General features: G+C 66.1%; 11 protein-coding genes. 2 read left to right on the top strand and 9 right to left on the bottom strand.

Annotated features, from left to right (window positions below; all coding sequences use genetic code 11):
- Positions 1–22: 22 nt before the first annotated feature.
- The 6 genes from ACIBTX_RS14830 to ACIBTX_RS14805 form a co-directional block, all read right to left on the bottom strand.
- Positions 23–400, bottom strand: a complete 378-nt coding sequence (locus tag ACIBTX_RS14830) for a hypothetical protein (RefSeq protein ID WP_396832584.1) — start codon at positions 398–400, stop codon at positions 23–25.
- A gap of 1407 nt (positions 401–1807) precedes the next feature.
- Positions 1808–2932, bottom strand: coding sequence for a hypothetical protein (locus tag ACIBTX_RS14825; RefSeq protein WP_396832583.1), 1125 nt, complete (start codon positions 2930–2932; stop codon positions 1808–1810).
- 131 nt (positions 2933–3063) lie between these two features.
- Entirely contained in the window at positions 3064–5148 is a 2085-nt protein-coding gene (gene fxlM, locus ACIBTX_RS14820; RefSeq protein ID WP_396832582.1) for a methyltransferase, FxLD system, read from the bottom strand.
- Between the two features lie 14 nt (positions 5149–5162).
- Entirely contained in the window at positions 5163–6425 is a 1263-nt protein-coding gene (locus tag ACIBTX_RS14815) for a lanthionine synthetase C family protein (RefSeq protein WP_396832581.1), read from the bottom strand.
- On the bottom strand, positions 6422–9448 hold the full coding sequence (locus tag ACIBTX_RS14810; protein WP_396832580.1) for a lantibiotic dehydratase: 3027 nt from the start codon (positions 9446–9448) through the stop codon (positions 6422–6424). The genes ACIBTX_RS14815 and ACIBTX_RS14810 overlap by 4 nt, the downstream gene beginning before the upstream one ends.
- A gap of 114 nt (positions 9449–9562) precedes the next feature.
- Complete coding sequence (locus ACIBTX_RS14805; RefSeq protein ID WP_016815038.1) at positions 9563–9697, bottom strand: FxLD family lanthipeptide; 135 nt, start codon at positions 9695–9697, stop codon at positions 9563–9565.
- 518 nt (positions 9698–10215) lie between these two features.
- Here ACIBTX_RS14805 and ACIBTX_RS14800 point away from each other — a divergent pair.
- Positions 10216–11091, top strand: coding sequence for a helix-turn-helix domain-containing protein (locus ACIBTX_RS14800; RefSeq protein ID WP_396832579.1), 876 nt, complete (start codon positions 10216–10218; stop codon positions 11089–11091).
- A complete protein-coding gene (locus ACIBTX_RS14795; protein ID WP_396832578.1) occupies positions 11088–11297 on the top strand; it encodes a DUF397 domain-containing protein in 210 nt (69 codons plus the stop codon). The genes ACIBTX_RS14800 and ACIBTX_RS14795 overlap by 4 nt, the downstream gene beginning before the upstream one ends.
- A gap of 198 nt (positions 11298–11495) precedes the next feature.
- Here the strand turns inward: ACIBTX_RS14795 and ACIBTX_RS14790 are convergent, their stop codons facing one another.
- The 3 genes from ACIBTX_RS14790 to ACIBTX_RS14780 form a co-directional block, all read right to left on the bottom strand.
- Entirely contained in the window at positions 11496–11870 is a 375-nt protein-coding gene (locus ACIBTX_RS14790; RefSeq protein WP_396832577.1) for a hypothetical protein, read from the bottom strand.
- A gap of 22 nt (positions 11871–11892) precedes the next feature.
- Complete coding sequence (locus ACIBTX_RS14785; protein WP_396832576.1) at positions 11893–13230, bottom strand: transcriptional regulator; 1338 nt, start codon at positions 13228–13230, stop codon at positions 11893–11895.
- Between the two features lie 489 nt (positions 13231–13719).
- Positions 13720–18171, bottom strand: a complete 4452-nt coding sequence (locus ACIBTX_RS14780; RefSeq protein WP_396832575.1) for a hypothetical protein — start codon at positions 18169–18171, stop codon at positions 13720–13722.
- Between the last annotated feature and the right edge of the window lie 126 nt (positions 18172–18297).

The following is an 18297-nucleotide window of genomic DNA, read 5'->3' as shown; positions in this document are numbered from 1 at the left end:
ATCAGGCGGGCTCGGCGTGGTGCTACTGGTCGTGAAGCCAGGTCAGCACGTCGAGGATCACCTCGGCTTGCAGCACGGCCAGCCGCCGACCGGCCTCACCATCGAGCACGGTGACGTCGAACCGCACCTCCGGCACATCACCGCAGGCAACCGTGCCCTCTGCCGACTGCCCGTCACCGCAAGCCGGAGACTCGCGATCGGGCGGGGTCGACACCCTGCGATGTCTGCCGTCGTCCGCCTCCGGGGCGGACGGTCCGTGCCCGTCCGGTACTTCCGGATCGGGGGTGCGGGGGACATGGATAGGGGGAAGGAACAAACCGGCCGTTGCCGGCTGGGGCCGGTCGCCGGGGGTGGTGAAGCTGGGCTTCGGCATGGGCGTGTGGGCCACGTCCGCCGACAAGCGCTGACACTAAGGGATTACAAATTCGGGCCTCGAATTGGAAACCGCGCTGCGCGCCGAACAACTCGCATCGCCCGCCGACGCCCGGTTGAACAAGATCCTCAACGGGTTGAACACACAGGTCAGGCTCGTGAGGTGCCGGCTTCAGGCGGCACGGGAGCGGCGTGGAGCGCCAATGTGATCAGTGACAGGTTGCACAGAATCTTCGCCCAGTTGAACAAGATCATCTTCTGCTGGAGCACGTGTCCTGACTGACCGCCTCTGGCCGTGGACGAGATCGCCATGTGGTGCGGTGCGCCGGCACGACCCGTACGCGTCCCCGTGCGCCGTCCCGGACGTTCGACGATCCCGTCTCCGCGCCTCGTCCTGCGAGGCCGTCCGCACCAACCAGTGCGACCCCGCCGTCCCCGTCCGCCGTCCGCGCCGGACGGCCTCCGTCCCCGTCGCCTGCTCGCCCTGTCCGACCGTCCCCATCGCAGCGGCGCTCGCCCCATGGAGGGGTGACCAGCGGTAACCCAAGCCCGAATCCTCGGCGCCAGCTGAGCTTGCATCGGTCTGTCAACGGCGGACTGGAACTGGCGCGTCGTCGACACGGTCGGGCTGATTGGCCGCGAAACACGTGCTGTTCAGGGGTGAGGGTTCTAACGAGAGGTCCAACGAGCGATCCAACGAGGAACGCAACGACCACGAACAGCCGGGTGAGAACGCCCCCTTCAGCACGTCGTACAAGCACGTCAACGGGGGTGAGGAGGGCCGGTGGACCGGAACCGACTGATAAGAGATATCCCTCCTACCCGCACATCTGCCAACGGCAGTCCCCCGCCTGGCGGCGTCCGTCGTGGCCGCTGAACTCGGCCGACTCACCCCCGCGAACGCCCCCTGCTCGGCGCACTTCCAGCGACCGAACTGCGGGATGCCCGTGCGCGCCTATGCCTCGGATTCCGTCCCGGTCAGCTCGTGACCGTCGCCGTCGGTCGCCGACGCGAACCACGAAGTCGGGGCAGCACCCGCCGTGGTCGGCGCGGCGCGGCGCACCCCCGAAGCTCCTGGTCGACGGCGTGGCAGACGTCCATACTTGATGATCATGGTGCCGGCCTCTTGGCGTCCGGAGCACGGCTCGATCTCACCGCACGTCACACACTCTCCGGATGGTCGGACCGTCAGGTGGCGTTCGAGTTCTGCCTGGGCTCGTTCGACCTCTTCCAGTGCCACGCTGGCCAGATAGGTCGTGCTCACCACGGCCTCGACGATGGCGTTATGCGCAAGGCGCATATCCGAACGAGTGCCGGTCGAGGGCTTGGGCCGAGCGGCGTGCCGTCTACCCGTAGCGCCAGACCTTCCTCGTTCGACGAGCCGTGGCCGTGCATCCGGATCTGGTCACCGACACGGGTGACGCGTGGAGTCAGATCACTGCGTCCGTGCATGTAGTCCTGCTCCCCGACCTCGATCACGTTGCATAGCGATTACGGCTCCGGCCAGGTCGAGCGCTACGGAAAGTGGATCATTCGCCGTAGCTGGCAGGTAGCCCTGGTCTAACCCGCTCGCCTTCATCAACGGGCGTAACGCCTCTTGGTGTTCAACCGCGACAGCTGGGTGATTGATGAGGTCGCGTGCCGCGTTCGCGTCCTCGTCGTGGATCGCATCTGCCACCAGTTGTTTGGTCAGGTTGTCTACAACCTCAATTGGCATGCCCGCCGAGAGGTCCAGGGCCGTCAGTTCGAGGCGGACGCGGAACACTGCGAGCATGGGAGTTCGCGGTACGGCTGACACTCGATCGATGAGGTCAGCGTGGTCGACGGCGACCGTCCCCAGGGCCAACTCCTGCCAGGTCTTGAGGAGCCCATGCACCGCTTGCTCCCACGGCGTCTCGATCTCGGTGGCCGCGAGGAGAGCCGCTGCTGACGGCCCTTCGTCTTGCAGGAGATGAGCGACGATCGCGACCTGTCGTCCATCGAGGAGGGTTGGTCCGATCCCGTCGTATCGGCGTGCATGGTTTACGGCGTCGTCCCACCGCCCGGCGAGGGTGAGGGCACGGGTTCCGTCGGAGAGCAGTGTGCCGCGCAGCCAACTGATGATCTGACTCAGTTCTTCGGGATCGGCGGGAAGTTGTCGAGGATGTATCTCGAGGCCGTCCAGAAGAACGGGAGTGCCGCCGACGATGGCCGCGTACAGGTGGGTGAGTAGGCGGTACGCGCCGTCGCCGTCGCCTTCACGAATGCGCAGGCGAGCGAGGTTGACGACTGGTTCGAGAGCGAAGCGGGCGGTGTAGCCGTTCAGCGGGGCTTGGTGGAGGTAGAGGCTGGCGTGGCGGCGGCACCAGGCGCGGGCAAGGTGGGGGTCTCCGCAGTCGGAGGCGATGAGGGCGGCCCCGTTGAAGACCATGGACGCCTTGTCCGGATCGCTCTCCCGGTGCGCAGTCTCGGCGAGCCTGACGAGCCGGTCTACCCGAGCGTCCAGTGGTTTGGCGGGCGGTCGTTTGCGGGCGACGAGAGGGAAGCGGGCCGCGATGGTGGCGGCAAGAGACGGATTCATGGTGTCCTCATCCGCTGCGGAAAGGCCGCATATGGGCAACGAGGTGCGTTCAGGTCGTACGTGACGGCTCAGCTGCGCTCGTCCTCGGGGCACCCGGGGCGGGACAGGGCACCGCCCCGGCCTGGCTGCGGTCAGAAGGAGATCGTGAGGATGGTGTCGGCTCGGCTGATGTCGCCGTAGTCGGCGGGCCGGGTTCCTGCGCGGTGCGCGGTGACGGTGGGCTGGTTGGGGCGGTTCGCCTCGTCCCATTGGTCGAGCAGGTTGGTCAGCTCGGTGGCGAGCGTGTTGGCGTCTGGGCCGTGGGCGATCGCGCCGAGTTCGTGGTGGCCGTTGCCTGCGTCCTGGAAGGCGAGGTAGGCGATGGTGCCGCCGTGGTAGATGGCGGCACCGGCCCACCGGTAGGCCGGGGTGACCAGTCCGCTGGTGCGGGCGGTGTCGCCGACGCCGAGGCGGCCGAACGGCCTGCTGGTGTGGACGAGGAGCCACAGGTCGAGGTGGCCGATGGGGTCGGCGTCGCTGACTTGGATGCCGGTCCAGCGTTCGAGCCGGGGGTGGCTCAAGGCGCTGGCGAGGGCGGCGCGGTCGGGCTGGTCGGTGGCGTCGAGTTTGAGGACCACGTCGGTGTCGAGGCGTACGTGGTGGTCGGTGTGTTCGGTGCTGCCGCGCATGGGAACGAATCCGCAGACCAGCGGCGTCGTGGTGCTCACTAACTGGTGGGGGCCGGTGCGGTCGAAGTCGAAGCATCGGGTCAGGCCGCTCTCGTGCACGCGCAGGGGCACGACGACGCGGCCGTGGTCGGCGAGTTGTTCCCACCAGGCGGCGGAGATGTCCCAGGCTCCGGCGGTGACGATGATCCGGTCGTAGGGCGCGTGATCGGGGTCGCCGAGGGCTCCGTCGCCGCAGACCACTGCGACGGTGTCGTAGCCGGCGCGGTCGAGGCCGGCGCGGGCGCCGTCGGCGAGGTCCTGGTCGAGTTCGATGGTGACGACCGTGCCGCCGGGGCTGGTCAGCTCGGCGAGCAGTGCGGCGTTGATGCCGGTGGCCGCGCCGATCTCCAGGACGCGGTGGCCGGGTTGTGGGGCGAGTTGTTCGAGCATGTCCGCGACGAGGCTGGGGCTCGACGCTGATGACAACGCGGCACCGTTGGGGTCTCGTTTGGTGACGATCTGGCGGCGGGTGTACACGGTTTCCAGGTCGACGCCAGGGAGGAACTGCTCGCGGGGGACCGTACGGAACGCATGCGCGACGGGGGCGGAGCGGATGTGGCCGCGCTGTTCGAGCGTGCTGACGAGCTGGTCGCGGAGCGTCGCGGCACTCGACGTTCCCGGTGCGGTGGGGGAAGTGTTCACTGTGTTGACCCTACTGTCGATCTTGGCGGCGGGTTGATAGCCGTTGGGGGTGTCGAACGGGTGGTGGAAGGTGACGGTCACGGCCGACGTCGCGAGCAGCCAGGTGTCAGCGGCGGAGATGCCGAGCCGGTTGAACAGGAACAGAAGGTGGTGGGTCAGCACCTCGCGTAGGTCGCGGGTCAGCGCGCCATGCCGGTCGAGGAGGCCGAGGTCCGCGCCCGCCTGCTCGTGGGCTTGTGGCCAGCGCGGGGCAATGGCCAGAGGGCTTTCGGACGTGTTGTCGGCTGCGGTGAGTAGGCGCTGCACGGCCGCGATGAGCTTGGGGCTCGGCGCGGGGTTGTTCGGCTGGTGCCGGCGCGAGGCGAGGAGCCGCCAGACGTCGCCCTGCTCGGAGAACTCCAGTCCGGCGGCGCGCATGAGGCGAGTGGCGAGTAGGACGCCGAGTTCCCGCCTGTGGGTGCCGCCGGTGGTGGCGAGATGGCCGAGGATGTGGCGGCTGTCCGCGTGGAAGAGGGTGTGGGCGATCGTCATTGCCTGGTCCCCGCCGAGGGCGTACGCCTCGGGCCGGTAGACGGGCTCGGTGACACCGCGGATGCGGTCGTCGTCGGTGATGGAGGCGAGGAGGGCGTAGAACTGGGCGAGCCGGTCGCCGGGCAGTAGTCGCAGCCGCCACGTCTCGCTCTTGCGGATGAACCAGAAGGCGGTGATCGCCCGGTGGTCTTCGGCAGCGGTGAGCTCAGGGGCGAGCCGTGTTGCGGCGAACTCCTCTGCGGTCTTCCAGTCCGAGAAGGTCAGGTTGATCTGGCGCCATCGGCTTACCGGTGCCACGCCTGGTGGCTCGGTGTCGGGTTCGGAATCGAGATCCACGATGCTCTCCTTGTCTAGTTGATCAGTAGGCTGGTGGCCCAGCGGACGTCGGTGCCGGTCGCGACGGTGTGCAGGGTGAGGGCGATTCCGGCGGGGCCGGTGATCAAGCCGGATCGTGCCGGGGTGGTGTCCGTGGCGTGCTGGATCAGTAGGCGCACGATCTGGGGCAGCTGTTTCTGGAGGCTGGTGGTGCGGGCGTCGGCGGCGGCGTACCAGGCCGTAGTGGCAAGTCCTGCCCAGCCGTGGCACAGCGACGGATCGACGATCCGGCTGAGTTGGAGGGGGTCGGCCAGGCAACTGGTCAGACCCTCTTCTGCCGCCTCTTGCCGAGCGGCGTTGTTGAGAGCGATCCCCGCTAGCTGCTGGGCGCGGGCGACTCCGGGGGTGCCGTAGCACCAGGACGGCCGCGCCGGTCCGCTCATGGAGGGTTTTCCGGCGTGCAACTCCGCGACGGTGATCTTCTCCGGCCACCACGGTCCTGCAGGGCTTGTCTGCTGCCAGCGGTCGAGCCACGTGCAGATCCGGCGGATCGCCTCCGCGTGCCCCGGCACCCGGATGTCCTGCCGCATGGCCAGGGCCAGGAGAGCCAACGGGCCAGCGATGCCGTGCGCCATGCCGAAGTTGGCATGTCCGCCCTGCTCCGAACCTTCGCGGTCGGCGGGGTCTGCGCTCCACCAACCCGGCGCGAGTCGGCCTGCGGCGTCGTTGGAGTGCACCGGCTCGGTGAGCCGTACCAGGTACGCCAGCACCCGCCGGAGCAGCGGTCCGTCCGGGGCGCGGCGCAGCAGGTGGGCTCCCAGGCCCGTCAGCCCACGTACGAGGTCGAACTCCGACAGCGAGGGCCGGGCACCCGCCGCGAGGCGTGCCGTGGCAGCGGCCAGGCGGCGTTCCACCAGGTCATCGAGGGCACTATCAAGCGCGTCCAGGGCTGCTGGGCGGGAGTGCGGCATGGCCATGGTCAGTGCGTGGGTGACAGCGGGTGTGCCGAACCAGAGTCCGGCTCCGCTGCCGCTGTTCAGCGGGTCAGCGGTCGCGCGTCGCAGCCATGCATGGACCGGTTCCCACCCGCCGTGTCCTGTCTGCGCTCGCACCCCGTGCAGGAGTGCCACCCCGGTGGCACCCCGGGACAGCGACTGGGCGTACCAGCGGGTACTGCGTGGCCCGTAGTCGTCCGCTGCGAAATCCGGGGGCGGCGGCTCGGTCAGGGTGTCGGTGATGCACGCGGCCATCGCCTCAGCCGCCCGGAGCAACGGTGTTCTCAGCGGTGCTTCGGTCATCGGGATGCTCCTTTGGCGCGAACCCGGCGACGCACCGCCGCCAGCGCGACATGGCGAGCCAACCGATAGGTGAGCTGTTCGGCGTCTTCGGGACCGAGAGCGCGAACGACGTGCAGGTGCATCAGCGACGCGAGCACCGAGGCTGGGGTGAGCGGGCCGGCGACGGCGGACAGTTCGGCTACGTACCGGGCGGCGGCCCTGGAGCGCTCCCGCCATGCATGCTGGATGGGCTCCGGAAGTTCGCTCGGGTCGAGGGTGACCGCTTGACGCAGCACGTCTCGCTGGACCGGCGCCTGCCCGGTCTGCTCGGGGCGCGCCACCAGCCACTCGCATCCGTCGGTGCGGCTGCCGAGCATCGAGGCGGCCAGGTCGACCATGCTCAGGGCGGTCAGTGCCCGCTGATCGATCCCAGACTCGGGCTGCGCTACCAGCTGCGCCAGGGCTGCAGTGGAGTCGGCGGCGAACAACTTCTCGGCCGCTGCCAGCGCGGTGCCGCAACCGTACCGACCGGACTCGGGATGGTAGGTGTCCAGGCTCCAATCGCCGGCAAGGCGCTGCTGTCGGAGCCCGGCGACCCACCGGCCGACCCGTACCGCCGCGTCGCCGTAGTCATCGGTGTGCAGCCGTAGTCGAAGATGCGGGGTGGGGCGTTGCAGGCGCACGAACCACCACAGCGGCGGCTCGGGCCAGTCGTCGAACAGCGCTGGCAGCCCTCGCATCAGAACCAGCTCAATCGTCGAAGGTTCGACGGCCACCGAAGCGGACAGCAGGCCACTGGCACCCGGTATGACCGGCTCGGGGGGAGCAGGTGGCGGCCATGCGCCTCGCGCGGTAATCGCAGCCGGTGCGGCAGCGGGCGCAGCCGTCGAGGCGACTGGCACGACGATCTCGTGGGCGCGGCCGGAGAGCCAACCGAAGTCCGCCGGGCTCGCCGCGTCCACCACGGTTACCGGTCCGGTGCTGGCGTCCAGGTGGGCACGCAGAAGGGAAAGATCCATGGGCTGATCGAGGTGGAGCCGAAGCCGCTGGTCACCCTTGCCGACCTGCACCCATGCCGGCAGCCGCAGCCTCGTCCGCAGCGCCTCCCAGGCGGCCAACCATTCGCCATCGCTTGCGTTCGCATCGGGCAGGGCCGTCGGATCGACGCGCCACCGGGCCGCCGTCAGAAGGACGCGGCCGTACTTCAGCGCGGGTCGAAACGGCAAGCAGGACGCCGCACCCCAGTCGAACGGTTTCAGCCGGGCATCCGTGGCTCGCGGCAGCTCCAGGAGGAACCGGCCGAGCAGCGGCATCGTGTGTACGGCGGCGGCATGCGCCACTGTCGGCTCTACCACCCGCCGCCGCGACATCGACACGAGCACCAGCCGGTCGCGGCCGGCGGTCACGCCGAGGTCGTCAAGGCCGATCACGTTCTCGGCCACGGGCCGGTGCTCGGCCAGGCTGACCAGCCACGGGAGTACCTGCCGAGAGTTGAGCACGTTCTGGGTGTGCAGCTTGCGCGGCGGGAAGCTCAGCTGCGCCGGAATGGCCCCGTCCACCGCGACAGGAAGGCGGGCGAACTCCCGGCACATCAACTCCCGATCGGCGTAGGGCAGCCCGTCGAGGAAACGCCCGCTCGTCGCCATCGCCGAACGGCCCATGCCGGTCAGCGCGACAGTGAACCGTCCCTGTGTCAGCGCCTCCAGCGAAACCGCGCGGACCTCTGCCGAGACGTCGATATGAGGACTGACAGGCCCGGTGGCCCGGCCAGTGCCGGCGAGCCATTCGACGGCCGCATCATCGAGAACCACCTCACGAGCACCGTCGATCAACGCCTGCTGAGCCATCGCGAGCAGGCGCTCGTCACGGCCGGACAGCAGAGCCGCAGGCGCGTCGGCCACAGTGCCGAAATGTGCTGGGAAGCCCAACCCGACGAGCGGATCTACCAGCCGAGCGAGCGGCACCACCGCCGTCATCCCGTAGCGGTCGACGAACCGGGCACGGTACGCACGCCACTCTGGCCGTCCCGCCGGATCTGGCGTCAGCCGTCGTAACACCTCCACCGATGCGGCGATCTCGGCGGCGACCTGCTCCGGCATTGCGACCTGATCCGCGAGGTGAAGATCCACCGCGAGCGGCTGGTTGGCCGGTGCCACGCTGCGCATGCGGTCGGCGAGCCCACGAAGGTACGTCGTGCTCCCTGCGCTGGTACCACCGAGACGACCATGCAGCGAGCGCAGCTCAACCCGAAGAGCTCGCTGTCCCTCAGGATCACTCTCGAACACCTCATCGAGGGTGTCCCGGATATGCCTGATCGGGTCCGTGTAGGTCGATGGTGGTCGGAGAGCGGAGATCAACACTCCGTGATCCACCAGGCCGGCAACCATCGCGTCAGCGGACGCCCGTGGAAAGCCTGGAAACGCAGCAGCGACCGCGTCGACCAGCTCAGCCCACGGCAACGGGTAACGGGCGAGCGACACCGCCAGCCGTACCGCTTCGGTGTTCCTGACCGAGGTCGACTCCGTACGTGCACAGGCGTGCGGCCGGCGCGCCACGACGATCCGAGGCCCGTTCACGAGCGCCAGGTTGTTCGCCTGCACTGGTAGACGGCGGCGCACGTCGGGCTCAGCTTCAAGGCGCGCAATCAGGGACGCGAGCCAACCCGCGTCCGGCCGTACCCGGATCGCTGGCCGCCCTGCCGGCACCACCGCAGCCACCGTGTCGATCCGCAGGGTCGCCACCCCCGAGAACAACCCGAAGGGCGTTGCACGCCGCTGCGCACGGACCAGGTACCGGGCCAGCGCCAGCGCCATCCGCCACCCTCGGTCCGGACTAGCGCCTCCGGCGGCGAGGACCGCTTCTACGCGAGCAGCGAACTCAGGGCTGGCGGCCCAGACAGCCTCGGCCAGGCCGACCTTCCGCCACGTCGCGTGCAACCATCTCGCGATACCGGAGGCGTCGCTCCGCTCCGGCCAAGGCGCAGGGCCGTCGGGCCATGAGTGAGCGGCAATGCGGATCGTCCCGGCATCGACCGACCGAAACATGAGTCGTCCTCCTTCCGTCACGAAGCGCACCTCCGGGGAATGGCTGGTGTGTGGAGGTGCCGGTTCCGGCAGGCATCGGGGGATCGCCTGCCGGAACCAGCGGGGGTGTTCGGGTCAGCAGTCGCTGCCCTTCACGGTGTCGCAGCCGTCGTCCGTGTCCGCCAGCAGAGCGGCGGCGACCGGACCCTCCGTGACGATCTGCACGTCGAGCTCGAACGGGTCGTTGCTGACGGCGAGCAGGCTGTTCATGGAAGCCCTCCAATGGACTGGGATGATGGGTGGGCAGGTAGCCCCCGCAGCTACCGGCACGTTGGCAGGCGGATCGATCCGCCTTCCTGGAACGGCCTCCCAAGAGAACTCGCGACGTTCGGCCTGCCCGCCGTCACGCCCTTCTTGGCAGTGACAGCGGGCAGGAGCCCCAGGTTTGCCGGATGGCGATCAGCGCCCGTGGCGGCCATGCCGCTCCTCCCGCACCTCGGACGTGGGGGTCCGCCGCGAAAAGTTCGCCAAGTAACCCCACTTCAAGCCGTATACACATCGCTTGTGGTGATTCCACGATCGCGGTTCTTGCGTAGCTCCGGGAACACCGGCCAATGGGGAAAGTTAGGGGGAGACTTACCGGTCGGCGCGCGCTTGACCAGGGGTTTCCTTGCGGAAAGCATGATCGGCGCTGGCGGTGATCGGCAAAACAGGCGTTACGCTCTCGTCGCCGGGGTCCAGGCGGGATGGATCGCCGGGGCTATTCGCGTCTCCCGCCGGAGGTGTCGGTGATCAGTCCGTATGTTCGTCGTCGCCGGCTCGCTAGCGAACTTGTGCGACTACGGGAGGAACACGGCTACTCCGCTGAGCGGCTTTGCAAAGAGACAAAGATCGCCAAGCAGAAGCTGAGCCGTTTGGAGAACGCGAGAGTCCGACCAGATCAAGACGAGATCATGCGAGTCCTCGACCACTTTCGGGTTGACGAGAAGCGGTGGAAAGTGATCATGGCCATCGCTCGCGAGTCCCAGGAGAACGGCTGGTGGGAGAAGTTCCGCGTCGAGATGGGACCACGGCAGGCCCTCTACGCGGACCTGGAAGCCGGTGCGGAGCACATCGCCGAGTACCACATCACCCTGCTGCCGGGCTTGTTGCAGATCCCGGCGTACACCGAGGTCCGCGCGGTGGCAGATCGTGCTGCCTACCCCCGGAGATTCACGGTGGAGCGAGCACTGGAAGCCCGAGCTGCCCGGCAACGGGCCCTTGATAGACCCGGCGGGCCCACCTACGAAGTGATCATCGATGAACTCGCGATCCGTCGGCACGCCGCACCGCCGGAGATTGTCCGCGCGCAGCTCGATCACCTGATCAACGTCGGCCACGAGAAGCAGAGGACCACGATCCGGGTACTGCGGCTGACCGCACGAATCGCTGGCAACGCGGTACCCCGGTCGTCGTACTTCTGCTACCGATACCCCGACCCGAGCGATCCAGTGGTCGTCGCGGTCGACACCATCACCAGCGACCTCGTCCTCACCGACCCACACGAGGTTGCCAACTACGCCTCCCTGTACGAGCGCCTGCGTTCCGCGGCCCTCAGCCCCGCCGACAGCCTCGACTTCCTCGCCAGGGTGGCGGAGGAACTGCCCGACTACACCAGGAGATGACCATGCACCCCGAGAAGTTCACCAACTGGCGGAAGTCCAGCCGCTCCGGCGGTGGCGACAACTGCATCGAGGTCGCCTTCGCGCTCGACGGCACCGTGGGGATGCGGGACTCGAAGGACCAGACGGGACCAGCGCTGGGGTTCACCCGGGGTGAGTGGGCGGCGTTCACCAACGGCATCCGTGACGGTGAGTTTGACGCACCCTGAGCTTCTGTCTCGTCGGCGCGCCCGGCTTTCCGGGCGCGCCGCGCAGACCTCGGCCGCCATGAGTCCACCGCTTGCAGGCGCAGTTCATGCTGGTCCGCGTAGTGCCCTGCCCGCCAGTCTCACGCCGGCTCAGCAGGCAGCCGGGCGTTTATGCGAGCATGAGCGGGAGTTGCGCGCTCCTGTCGACTTGTCTTCGGCTCAGCGCGTCGAGACGAGCGTCTGCTCGATGTGTTCGAAGATGTCCGAGTCCGTCTCTCGCTGCCACTCCGGCATGTCTGACCAATCGGCCACGTAGGAAGCCTTCGGGTTCGGGAAGTGCTTGAATATCTGGGCAATCCAGCACAGGGCAACAAAGCGTCCTTTTTGTTCACGGGTCAGCTTCGCCGTCGCGCCGTCGGCTGCCTCGATGAACTGGCGGACCTGCTCATACACTGCGGCGGCACTCTCCCGTTCCCATCCGGGCGTATCCTCCCAGGGCGTGACGTAGCCCGGTTTTGGTTCGCCAGGGTAGTGCTTACGGACGCCCGTGATCCATGCCTCGCGGAACACGCGCCCCGGTTCTTCGACCTGCACGCTGACCCTCCCTCTGGTCGTGTCAGTTCCCTGCCCTTGTCAGGGCATTGATCTGGCTGTTGAGATGCCGAACGTGAGTGTCGGCAAGGAACGGCTGCAGGTGGTGGTGTAGTTGGTTGAGCTTGGCGCCGACCACGCCCGAGCTGCTTTGGCGGGCAGTATCGAGGGCGGCGCTGCCGTAGAGCACGATCTGGTGTACGTCGCTACGGTGAACTCCGACCAAGGCGAGGTCCGTCAGAACGGTTCCGCGTCGTCGCGTGGAGAGGCTTTGCGACAGAGCACCGGACAGCACCGGCTCGGCCAGGTCTGGGCGCCTCAACTCGACGTAGCAGGCTCCGCGTTCCTCGGCGAGCCGAGAGCCGTCGAAGCGCAACCATCCGCCGTTGTGCACCTGGCCGGGCAGGTGGTTGACCTCTTCGGCCTGGTCGAGCGCCCGCCGGCATCCGCCGAGGTCCCCGAGGCCCGCGAGAGCCTGTGCCCGCACAGTGTGTGCCCAGTGCCGGGTCGACAGGGCGCTGTCCCCGTTCTGGGCCAGGCCAGCGGCAGCGTCCAGCATCGGTGCGGCGTGCCGGAAGTCGCGCTCGTAGACGCTGATGAAGGCGTGACGGATCATCGCGCACGCCCAGAGGTCGTAGGCAGCGGCTTCTCGGGCGGCGGTCGCTGCCAGGGTGTAGCAGTGCGCGGCCTCGCTGTACGCGTTCGCGTCGAAGGCGACCTCGCCGGCGAGCTGGAGCAGGTCGGCGGTGACCCCGCAGAGCCTGCGGTGCACGAGTGTCGTGTGGGAGCGACGTAGGTTGGCCGTGAGCGTGGTCAGCTGACGGTTGACCAGCGGTGATACTGCCGCCTTGGACTCGGCCGCGCCGAAGGCCGCCCACAGCTGGGCGTTCAGCCCCTCGTACTCGTCGAGGGTCGCTGGGTCTAGTCGCCTGTTCCCGTCACCGGAGGACTCGATGCGCGCCCAGTCGAGCTGGCTGGCCGGGACGGGCGCGGCGGCCAGCAGCGCACCTGTCAGGCTCAGCAGGCGTAGCAACTCGCGGCGGTTCATATCGCCAGTGTCCGTGATCTCCCGGCCGGTCAGCGACTCGCCAGCATGATCATCTACAGTGGTGAGCCTCCAGCCAGGGGGCATCTGGTGCACAACGGGATCAGAATGACGTTGGCCACGGGTGATGTAGAAGCCTATATCGGCGTCCCGCGATGCCTTCAGCACCGCCCGGAACGCCTCCCGGGTTGTGGGCTTGGGCCAGCGGTGCTCTCCTCGCTCAAGCTTCCCGACGTGGTTGGCGTCCATGCTGGTTCTCGTGCCGTAGGTGTCCCACAGGTAGGTGTTGACCGCCTCGGCGACCTCCTGCCGGGACATCCGTCGGCCTGAACCGCTTGGGGACAAAAGTCGGCGGCGGGCGTCGCTGAGCAGGTTGTTGGGTCCATCTGACGCACCCGACTTCGGTGCCAACCCATCACCGCCCGTCTCGCTGCAATCCTCACGGGTGGTCCTGCAAGATCGCTGCCACCCTAATCCCTGGCCCGCCGGACTTCGGGCCTCCGCTGCCGAACGAGGCGACCCGACGGACCGATTTGCCGGAGTGCCAGCCCAGCATGCCAGCGTGACTATCTGATTACAAGACAAACTACCAACGGACGGTCAGGCTGACGGAACGCAATCGTCCGGATGGCCTGCGCGCCCCAGACAAGCACGGCAGTGCCACCAAGGGCTGCCGCAACCAAACGGATCTACTGATTTGCCGCCGAGCGAGCGTCACAGTGAGCGATGGAGTTCGGTGGAGATCGGCGCGCGGTCGTACCGCCCCTAACGCAAACCCATTCGACTACATGATGAGCGATATCGCGCTTACCGCTCAGATTCCCTAACGACGTCGGTGACGCCATGTGCTCCGATAGCAAGCAGCCGATCTAGCAGGTCGAGCATCCTTGAACGGTTTCCTTCCGATGTTGTCTGGGCGTACGCCCGAACCAGCAGCTTCCCCACTTGCCGCGCATCAGCCGCAGCACCGGTTCTGATGTCTCCGGCGTCTACGCCGGAGACATCAACGAACCGCTCGCAGCACTGCAGTACCAAGTCATCGACCTGATCCGGTGCACGCTCTAGGGTGATTAGCAACTGCGGCAGAGCGTCGACGAACGCGGCAGATGCGATAAGGCTGGCGAGCGTTCCCCTGAAGGAACGGAGTTTTTGTCCCCGCAGCGCGCCGGCGACTTTGGCAGCTGCCCTGCGGACCTCATCCCGCGAGTCCTCCATGAACTGTTCCAGTGCCCGCCTCGCCACCTCGATGTCGCCTGTCTCCAGGAGACCGAGAGCACATGTGGTGGCCGCTCCTACGCGCACGGGAACGTCGCCCCTACTGAGTACATAGTCGAGCAGGTCCGACGTGCCCCATTGCATGGCTGCCAGAGCAGCCAACTGGCCGCCGACCTGTCGGGTCTCGTAAACAGGCGATCTAACCATCCGCTCGATCACCGGGCACGCGATATCGGGATTCTCGTAACCGAGGTGTGCGGTTAGCCGTCCGACCGCTTCGGTGGCCAGCAGCATGTCATCTGCATCGACAAGAAGGTGAAAGGCGCGCACGGCGTCTCGTCGAGCATGCCTGATGCTGGCATGGATGAGGTGAGCCACGCAGGCGCGTACCGTGATCGCCCGGTCCGACGCCAGGCGATCGAGCATGGGCAGGACCAGTGCCGTCCGGGAGCCGTCGGCGTCGTGCACCAGGAGATCACCCAGAACCTCCGCGTTGCTGCCACGTGCAGAGTTGGTCCCTGAGCTGTAAAGGTCCTGACCGCCAGTATGGTCACGGTTGGTAAGCCACACCTTCAGGCTGCCGTCTACGGGATCAATGGCGTTGACCGCCCGGTCGAGCACGATCTCCGTCACATCCTGCGGTACTAGCTTGAGGTACTTCCGCAGCGCCCAGCCGATCCAGCGGTCGTTGGCTGGCTGGCCGAGCGCAGCAAGGTGGCGGACCGCCTCGAAGGCTGCGGCAGGATCTGTCCTGGCCTCCCCCTGAGCCAGGCCAATTAGGACGGCATTCCCGTAGGCCGGATGGGTCTCGGTGGTAAACCGCAGTGCCAGGCGTGCGAACCTCTCTGGATCGGCAGCCGTCTGTTCTTGGAGTACGCCTGCCTGTTCCTGAGCGCCGCCGGTCAAGGTTTGCCAGTCGGTCTTTCCGGCGTTGTGCTTGACCATCGCGCGCAGCCACTGGTCGTCAGTCATCTTTTCGGCAGCATCGCGAGGGATTGGTGGGCCGATTGAACCTCCCGTCACGCCTTCCGGCTCAGGCGGCTGGTCGGCACCTATTCGCCGCCGCAGTTCTCCGAGGCGACGTCGTCCTACGTCCGAAAGACGCGTTTCATGCATTGCCGATAGCAAGTTAAACATGTACCAACCTGGACGGCGCTTCTCCCACGAAAAGCGGAGTGCCAGGATAGCGTTTTCGAGATGCCGGAAGGGCTCTTCGGCAACGAACGGGCTCGTTGCCTGGATGACCTGCCGTGCGGACCAAACGCCGTTCGAGGTGTAGCCACTCATGAAACGGTGGTTGCCTTCAAGCAGGAGGTCTACCGCCCACTGCGCAATCGGCGGTCCTGCCGTTCTCAAGCCTTCGTATAGCAGCCATTGCGCCGCTTCATGAGAGTCAGCCGCAAGTAGGTCCAGAGTGGGCCACGCCGCAGCAAGATCGCGCTCCACCACTAGGCGAATGGCCGCTGCCGCCCCGGCCAGGAGCGCCTCCCCCAGCTCATGTGGGGCGTTGTTCGGTAACCGATAGCTGAAATGTCTGTCCCGTAGGAGACGCTCATCTCGGTCCTTGTACGCCGTCAGGGCCATCACCCGCAGCATGTAGGGAACGATGAGCTCACAGAAGGACAATGGGGCACCAGCAGCGGCCAGTTGCGCCAGCTTGGCTGCGCCGTGATCTCGGTCGAGCAGCGCAACAACCTTGAATTCATCGTTGATCTGTAAGGCCCCGGGTCGATCAACCAGGAATGCGCTGAGTAGCTCTACAGCCCATGCCGGTTGATGCTCACCTAGGTCATCCGCAGCAAGCCAAAGTTCGTGCTCTGCGCCATCGTACTTCCCTTCTCTGACAGCCGCCAAAACGAGGTCGAACAGATTCCGGCTTTGGCGAAGATCAGCAAAACGCACGACCCATTGAAGCCATTCCGGATATTCGGTTTTCGTAAGGTGAGATCGCAAGATATGCGTCAGCCGATCGGGGTAACGATTGGCTGCCGCCGCCATGAGATCCAGAGCATGCGAATGATCCGCCTGATCCGCCGAGTCTAACCACTCCTCGATCATGCCTTCGGCATCGAGGCGTTCGAACCAGTTGACGTTTCCGAGTGAACGCCATAGCCGGTTTTCAAATGTCGGGTGTGCCTCTAAAACATTGGACACCATTATCCACTCGCCCGCCGTCGGGCTATCGAGTGCCCCGATGAGAGTGAGGGCCACGTCCTTTATGTGATAACGTACGGCGGAGCTCGTCAGCAGTGCTTCGACCTCTGGCAGGAAGCGTTTAGATTCCAATTCACGCAGGTAGTTCACGACCTGTCGAACCTGTGCCCGCCGGAATAGTTCTTGCTCGCCGCCCTCAAGGAACTCGACGAGTGTTTGGTTACGCCTAGTCCACGCGCGGGCGAAGGCATAGTCGAAGAACGACTCGTGAAAAAATGAAATCTGTTGTCCGTCGCGAACCAGAACGTGCTCTGAAATCAGAACGTCCGCATCAACCGAGAGGTCACCGTCGTCGAGCACGGTTACTGGTACTGAAAGTTTCTGCCTCCCGCTTATCGCCTCGGCGACCGCCGAGACAACGTGGTTGAACCGAACCGAGGCTCGCCTCTGTGTGCAGTCGATAAGCTTACGCTGCCAGAAAGCGTCAAGCAGATGATTTGTCGTTTGGAACGAGAGGGCGTTCGCCTCATCGGCTATATGCCGGAGTAGTACCAAATTCAACGGTGAGCTGAGGAGCTTCTTTTGTTGAACATTGAGAGTCGACGCGTCGAGGCCCATTGCCCGAACCGCCTCCACGACCTGCACGTCGGACAGCTCCCCGACGTGGACATGGGCCGATCGTTTCTCGCTCACGAGCTCCCGGATGCGGTAGTCATTATCGACATCAAACTTGCGACAGGCGAGGACGACGCGCATTTCCGGGAAGGCAGATGCCTCACGTACCAGATTGGCGACGGCGTCATAGTTGGTCGGCACTCGTCCGGAGACCAAGCTAACGGCGTCCAGTTGGTCAACAATCAGTACACACCCACGCTCCCCCGCAACCGCTGCGAGCGCGGTCACAGGCGAGACGTCCAAGCCGACTCTACGCCCAAGGTCCGTCGTGGTAGAGAAGGGATCGATTCGGTCCAGCCGGAACCCGAGGACGGGCATTCCGGTGCCTCGCAACGACTGAAACACCTGATGCAACGCAGCTGTCTTGCCTCCGCCCGCAGAACCTGTCAAAAGAAACAAACGGTCCGGGCCATTGAACGAGTCGAGAAGTTGGGTCGCTTCCGTCCGAGGTATCGTGGGCTGAAGGAGTTCACGCTCGATGCTGACGGCCCATCCGACAGTTATTGACTCGGCCTGCTCGACCATTACCTTGCCGCGCCGGGCATCAGAACGCTGGAGCCCATACCGGTTTAGCTCCGCGTCAATCTTGGCGACATCGAGGCGAACACCGAGGTTGTTGAGAACCAATTCGCCAAGGCCGGCTGCGGCTAGCGTCCCCGTCGCACCCTCTAGCTGCAACTCGGCCAACGTTGCGTTGACCTCGATGATGTCGTCTTCGCTCGGCCAATCGATCCAGAACCCTCTGAGTAGCCGCCAGGCGAGCTCAGCATCCCCGAAGATATCGGGCGAGCAGAGACCATCAAACGCCTCGCGTAGGTCTTTGTTCGTCAGCCAATCACTCACCAACTCGATGGCACCTTCGGCACGTCTTGCCCGACTTGCCAAGCTCTTGAGCGTCACGGCCGGCACGATGGATATGAAGTGGAACTGTCGGCCCCCGTCGACATGGTGCCGGACGTTCGCCCATATGCCCTTGTCGTGAAGAGATTTCACCGTCCAACTGTTGGCGTTGTAGTTCTGGCGCTTTAATTGGTGAACCTGGACGACTTCACCGCGCCGGTAGGTGAATTCAACGCCCAAGGCGAGGTCATGAAAATCCTCGACAGTTACGGACTCTGCCCTGCCCGCGAGCACATAGAGGAGGTGCCGGACCGTCCACGCGCCCTCATAGCGATTGCCGAACTTGTCGGCCTCGCCGCCGGACCGCGGACTCACGAGCACTCCTCCGTTGTTCGCAATTCGGGTGCACACCCATCGACCACATCAGTGTTGCGGTACTGCGAGAGCGGCAGTCTATACGACGGCACGAGCGAGACGGGCTGTGCTTCTTTGTAGTACCCG

The organism is Micromonospora sp. NPDC049359 (assembly GCF_044466585.1).
In the GTDB taxonomy this organism is placed as follows: domain Bacteria; phylum Actinomycetota; class Actinomycetes; order Mycobacteriales; family Micromonosporaceae; genus Micromonospora.
This window is presented reverse-complemented; position numbering and strand designations above follow the sequence as displayed.

Excerpts from the sequence above, each read along its gene's own strand:
- ACIBTX_RS14785 (WP_396832576.1), bottom strand. The coding sequence starts at position 13,230 with ATGTCCCGGCAGGAGGTCGCCGAGGCGGTCAACACCTACCTGTGGGAC.
- ACIBTX_RS14810 (WP_396832580.1), bottom strand. The coding sequence starts at position 9,448 with ATGTTTCGGTCGGTCGATGCCGGGACGATCCGCATTGCCGCTCACTCA.
- ACIBTX_RS14795 (WP_396832578.1), top strand. The coding sequence starts at position 11,088 with ATGACCATGCACCCCGAGAAGTTCACCAACTGGCGGAAGTCCAGCCGC.
- ACIBTX_RS14825 (WP_396832583.1), bottom strand. The coding sequence starts at position 2,932 with ATGAATCCGTCTCTTGCCGCCACCATCGCGGCCCGCTTCCCTCTCGTC.
- ACIBTX_RS14815 (WP_396832581.1), bottom strand. The coding sequence starts at position 6,425 with ATGACCGAAGCACCGCTGAGAACACCGTTGCTCCGGGCGGCTGAGGCG.
- ACIBTX_RS14805 (WP_016815038.1), bottom strand. The coding sequence starts at position 9,697 with ATGAACAGCCTGCTCGCCGTCAGCAACGACCCGTTCGAGCTCGACGTG.